We start from the raw sequence: 2294 nt of genomic DNA, 5'->3' as shown, positions 1-2294 counted from the left end.
CCGATCCGTAATCCTATTGTTGGGTGGCGACAAGACCGGCAACCGCTGGTATCACGATAATGTGCCGATTGCCGATCAAATTGGCGACTATCTTTCATTTTCTCGCTCAAATGTCAGCATGGGATTGAAAGAATTGCAATCCTGGCGGCTGGTGAAGTTGTTGCATCGACCAGGTGACCGGCGTGAGTATTTTGAGCCGCCGAAAGATATTTGGGATATTTTTAAGGCCTTGCTAGAAGAGCGTCGTCGCCGCGAGATTGAGCCGACTCTCTCGATGCTGCGCGATGCGTTGCTAGAAAATCCATCATCGGCATCCGATAAAGAAGCCCAAAAAAGAATGCGCGAGATGTATGATTTGATTGAGTTATCAAGCTCGTGGTTTGATGATGTGCAACGGCTATCGCCGGAAACGCTGGCATCCCTGATGAAAATGGGATCAAAAGTGGGCAAGTTGCTCGATGTGCGGGATAAGTTTCGCCTTTCGCCCACCGCAAAAAAAACCAAGCTAGACAAGGTGACAGAACAGGAAAAAGGAAAGATCACTCCTCCTGACGTTCACAGGAAAGAATAGAGATGGCCTCTTTTATTTTTCAAAAACGTTGGTCTCGATTACCGCTCGCGGTCGAAATCACAATAATTGTGATCATCAAATTAGCGCTTCTGTTTGTTCTGTGGAAGCTTTTTTTCTCAGAGCCGCAAACCAAAAAAATGCGCATGCCAAGCGCTCTGGTGGAGCAACATTTTTTGACCAATCGCCCTGCTTCGACACTCCCACCAGCTACCAAGCTGACAGCGCCGACAGACGTGACGCAAGCTATGCCGCCAGCGCAGTCATCATCCAACTCTGTTTCAAACTCACCCTCTCCCACATCCGAGGCGCCTCATGATTCCCATTGATGAAGTAGTCAATCTATCGCGGCTGCAGTTTGCTGCCACTGCGATGTTCCATTTCTTGTTCGTCCCTCTTACTCTCGGCCTCGCCTGGATTCTGGTGATTATGGAGTCGGTCTATGTGATGACTGGTAGTCCGATCTATAAAGACATGACCCGCTTTTGGGGCAAATTATTTGGCATTAACTTTGCGATGGGAATCGCCACCGGTATCACGCTCGAATTCCAGTTTGGGACCAACTGGTCCTACTATTCACACTACGTAGGTGACATTTTCGGCACGCCTTTGGCGCTTGAAGGCATGATGGCGTTCTTCCTTGAATCGACTTTCGTCGGCTTGTTTTTCTTCGGCTGGGATCGTCTATCAAGGGTCCAGCATCTGTTCATCACTTTTTTGGTGGCGCTGGGTTCAAGCCTTTCAGCCCTATGGATTTTGATCGCCAATGGATGGATGAATAATCCGGTTGGCGCGGAATTCAATTACGCCACTATGCGGATGGAACTGACCAGTATCATTGATGTGATATTCAATCCGGTGGCGCAGGTCAAGTTTGTGCACACGCTCTCAGCCGGTTATGTTGCCGCATCGATGTTTGTGTTGGGCATCTCTTCTTTCTATCTACTAAGAGGTCGTGACACCGCGTTTGCACTGCGCTCATTTGCGATTGCTGCGGGTTTCGGTCTGGCCGCAACTTTATCGGTTATCGTCCTCGGTGACGAATCAGGTTATACCGCAGGTGAAGTCAACAAAGTCAAAATGGCGGCGATGGAAGCCGAGTGGCATACCGAACCAGCACCGGCGGGGATCACGGTCTTTGGTTGGCCCAATGAGAAGGAGCAGCGTACTGATTACGCAGTCAAAATTCCCTACGTGTTGGGTCTGATTGGCACCCGTTCGGTCGACAAACAAATTACCGGCATTATTGATTTAAAAAAGGAACATGAAGTCCGCATCCGTAACGGCATGCTGGCTTACGCTGCGCTGACGCGGCTTAAATCCGGCGACAAATCACCAGAAGCCATTGCAGCATTTGATAAGCTCAAAAATGATCTGGGTTTTGGTCTGCTGCTGAAAAAATATACGCCAGCCGTGGTGGATGCAACGTCCGAACAAATTGCGATGGCGGTCAACGACACCTTTCCTAAAATCGCGCCGATGTTCTGGTCATTCCGTTTGATGGTCGCGCTCGGCATCCTGTTCCTGTTTATTTTTTCTACATCGTTCTATTTTCTGATACGGAAAAAACTTGCCCAACAACGCTGGCTGTTGCGACTGGCAATGTACAGTATTCCACTGCCTTGGGTCGCGATTGAACTGGGCTGGCTGTTGGCTGAATACGGCCGTCAACCGTGGACCATTTCGGGTATTTTACCCACACATTTATCGGCCTCGACCCTGCAAC

The 2294-nt window shown here is 49.4% G+C and carries 3 protein-coding genes; all 3 read left to right on the top strand.

Translation table 11 applies throughout. The features are described from left to right. Window positions 1-10 precede the first annotated feature (10 nt). Window positions 11-571 carry an ArsR family transcriptional regulator gene (locus QN379_RS23290; RefSeq protein WP_323507744.1) on the top strand — a complete coding sequence of 187 codons (561 nt, stop codon included), beginning with the start codon at window positions 11-13 and terminating at the stop codon, window positions 569-571. 2 nt (window positions 572-573) lie between these two features. Next, window positions 574-897 carry a cytochrome oxidase putative small subunit CydP gene (cydP, locus tag QN379_RS23285; protein WP_323507743.1) on the top strand — a complete coding sequence of 108 codons (324 nt, stop codon included), beginning with the start codon at window positions 574-576 and terminating at the stop codon, window positions 895-897. Next, window positions 884-2294: cytochrome ubiquinol oxidase subunit I (locus QN379_RS23280; protein WP_323507742.1), on the top strand; the 1411-nt coding region annotated here is incomplete at its 3' end. The genes cydP and QN379_RS23280, both read left to right, overlap by 14 nt.

The organism is Glaciimonas sp. Gout2, from assembly GCF_035018905.1.
Classification (GTDB): domain Bacteria; phylum Pseudomonadota; class Gammaproteobacteria; order Burkholderiales; family Burkholderiaceae_D; genus Glaciimonas.
Note: the sequence above shows the minus strand (reverse complement) of the source record. Positions and strands in the feature narration are given on the sequence as shown.

Bases quoted from the DNA above. Each gene is read 5' to 3' on its own strand.
- cydP (WP_323507743.1), top strand. From the start codon at position 574: ATGGCCTCTTTTATTTTTCAAAAACGTTGGTCTCGATTACCGCTCGCG.